We start from the raw sequence: 2,849 nt of genomic DNA, 5'->3' as shown, positions 1-2,849 counted from the left end.
GTTCGGGCATGAAATCGCCAATAATCCGCGATTCTACCCCAACGCGATAAGGATAAATGCCAAACTCCAATCCTTGATTGGCTGCCGCTACAATCATACCACGCAACGATTCAGCCAGACCAAGCCCCGCTTGTACGTATCCAACGAACAGGACACCTCTTCGATGCGGAAAAGGTCTCAGTGGTTCAAGCAAATATCTCTTGAATGTTTGGACGATTGTTTGTCGAATCTTGCACAATCGAGACCAGACAAACGATCGCACCGCGCTCAAGCTTCCACGGTGCTCACGCTTCTCGGTAAAATTGTTGAGCAGGTTTGCAAGGCGTTTGAACATACAAATAAACGATTCTACTTCTTTGCGGGACCTGCCGAAAAGACAGTCATTAACAGTTCGATCGGCCTACTCTGCCGCCGATATCACTATGGGGAAATGCGTAGTCATTGACGTCAATGCGGCTGGCTAAGCTCGGTAGGTGATCGACTACACCTCATATGTCAAGGGAGCAGGCCGTTGCAGAATCCGGCCGGAAGTCAGAAAATTGCTTGGTAAATAACATTTACGAGAAAAAGTGGCGGTTCATCGCGTCTCGACCAACGTTGGTCAAGTGGGATAAAGGTCCCTAAACGATACGGCTTATTGATGTGGACAGGTTAGGCCCCGCTCGCCGCAAACAGTGTTATCACTCCCTGTGACAACTACAGTGTCTCTTTGTTCAATCAATTACTTACCTTATGGCTTAGGTAGATCACCGGCCCCTCCAGCGGCGCCAAATCATAATTGATTTGATCGAGCTGCTTTGCGTTCTCAGGCTGTACATTTTTAGCTACCCAAGCATCTTTTTCTCGTTGAATTTTAACCGATTCAGTCGGTTCAATCGTGTTGGCCATAGACGACTCCTCTGATTTCTAGAGCCTTGTTATTGTAGGCACAGGAGAACACAACGGAAACGAGGAGTCCATAATGACTCTGGGTATCACATCGGCTGACTGCCTGCGCCTTTTGGACGATCTCGGTGATTAATCCCTTTTTCCTCGAGCCGTCGGCTAGGTCTCAAGTGTATTGCGAATACAATAGGATGATGAGTCGCAAAGGGCGAAATTTTACGGGCGAAACTGGGTATCGTGTGTTCCAGAATTCTCTGTAGTGGTTGTCATGGCCTGTCAAACAGAATAAAGGGCCCAAGCTGTCCCTATCCTCCTTGGGTGTGTGGATGGCGTGCAGCAGACGGGTCATTGAGGAAAACGAGTGCGATGGGGATTCAAACGCGCGAAAGATGTCCTGGAGTGAAAGAATAGATGAAGATCATTCCAACCATAATGAGTGGTGGTGCAGGCGCACGGTTGTGGCCGGTATCGCGTGAGGCACATCCAAAGCCTTTTATTAAGCTAGGTGATGGCAAGAGCCTGATACAGCACGCCTTCTTGCGGGCCGCTTTGCTGCCGGACGTAGAGCAGATACTTACCATTACGAATCGTGAACTCTTTTTCAAGACTGAGGACGAGTATCGGGAAATCAACGATTCGGCCATTGCATGCACTTATCTGCTGGAGCCGATGGGGCGCGACACCGCAGCTGCCACCGCCATCGCCGCGCTGCATGTTCAGCAGGCCTACGGCGATGATGCGATTATCATCCTTTTCCCGGCCGACCACATGATCAAAGATCTTGAGGCTTTTCGTGTCGCCGCCGTAAGGGCAATTGAGCTTGCATCGAGCGGGCGTCTTGTCACGTTCGGGATCAATCCCGAGTTTCCTGAGACTGGCTACGGTTATATCGAAGCAGACGGACAAAATGTCGTTCGCTTTGTCGAAAAACCCGACCTCGCGCGGGCAAAGGAATATGTCGCATCGGGACAATTCTACTGGAATTCGGGCATGTTCTGCTTTTCAGCCGGAACCATGATCGGATTGATGCAGCAACATTGCCCCGACATCCTCGATCAATGCCGCAAGAGTCTGCTCGCAGCGCACCAATCCAGCGCAGCAAGTGGAACACAGGTGGCCCTCGATCGCGATCTGTTCGCGCAAGTTCCCAAAAATTCCATCGACTATGCGGTCCTCGAGAAAGCCGAAAATGTTGCCATGGTTGGCTGCGATATCGGCTGGACCGACATAGGTTCCTGGAACGCAATTTCCGAACTGATCGAGCCGGACGAGTCCGGAAACAGGATCAATGGCGACACTGTTCTCATTGCGACGGAAAATTGCTTTATCCAGAGTAGCGGCGACAGACTGGTCGGCACCGTCGGTGTCGAAAACCTGGTGATCGTCGATTCCGCTGATGCTGTTTTGGTTGCACATAAGGATCATACGCAAAACGTGAAGCAATTGTTTGCCCAGTTAAAGGCGAACGGCCACGAGGCTCATAGTCTGCATCGAACGGTTCATCGTCCGTGGGGTACCTATACAACCCTTGAAGAGGGTCAGAGGTTCAAGATCAAGCGCATTGAGGTCAAACCCGGTGCTAGCCTGAGCCTTCAGATGCATCATCACAGATCGGAGCATTGGGTGGTTGTCAGCGGAACAGCGAAAGTCGTCAACGGCGACCAGGAACTGATCCTTGCCACGAATGAATCGACTTATATTCCTTGCGGACATAAACATCGCCTTGAAAATCCCGGAATAATGCGTCTTGTGATGATCGAGGTTCAAAGCGGGGATTATTTGGGGGAAGACGACATCGTCCGGTTTGAAGATGTATACGGACGGCAATAATACTGGAATAGACAATATATTTGATTCACCAGCGGCGGACGAAACAATTCGCTGACGTGATTGCAACGACGGAGAGATTAGTTGGCCAAGAAAGCATTGGTAACAGGCATAACGGGACAGGACGGTGCGTATCT

At 50.5% G+C, this 2,849-nt stretch carries 3 protein-coding genes; 1 reads left to right on the top strand and 2 read right to left on the bottom strand.

Translation table 11 applies throughout. The annotated features are described in order from the left end of the window. Positions 1–334 (bottom strand): hypothetical protein (locus tag ACXJ5O_RS23475; RefSeq protein ID WP_457302009.1); only part of this gene is annotated, 334 nt, incomplete at its 3' end. A gap of 383 nt (positions 335–717) precedes the next feature. Beyond that, entirely contained in the window at positions 718–888 is a 171-nt protein-coding gene (locus ACXJ5O_RS23470; RefSeq protein WP_457302008.1) for a hypothetical protein, read from the bottom strand. Positions 889–1,296: 408 nt separating this feature from the next. Between ACXJ5O_RS23470 and ACXJ5O_RS23465 the strand changes: the two genes are divergently transcribed. Beyond that, a complete protein-coding gene (locus ACXJ5O_RS23465; RefSeq protein ID WP_183660655.1) occupies positions 1,297–2,715 on the top strand; it encodes a mannose-1-phosphate guanylyltransferase/mannose-6-phosphate isomerase in 1,419 nt (472 codons plus the stop codon). Positions 2,716–2,849: the final 134 nt, after the last annotated feature.

The organism is Phyllobacterium sp. P5_D12 (assembly GCF_054049495.1).
Note: the sequence above shows the minus strand (reverse complement) of the source record. Positions and strands in the feature narration are given on the sequence as shown.

Excerpts from the sequence above, each read along its gene's own strand:
- ACXJ5O_RS23470 (WP_457302008.1), bottom strand. The coding sequence starts at position 888 with ATGGCCAACACGATTGAACCGACTGAATCGGTTAAAATTCAACGAGAA.
- ACXJ5O_RS23465 (WP_183660655.1), top strand. The coding sequence starts at position 1,297 with ATGAAGATCATTCCAACCATAATGAGTGGTGGTGCAGGCGCACGGTTG.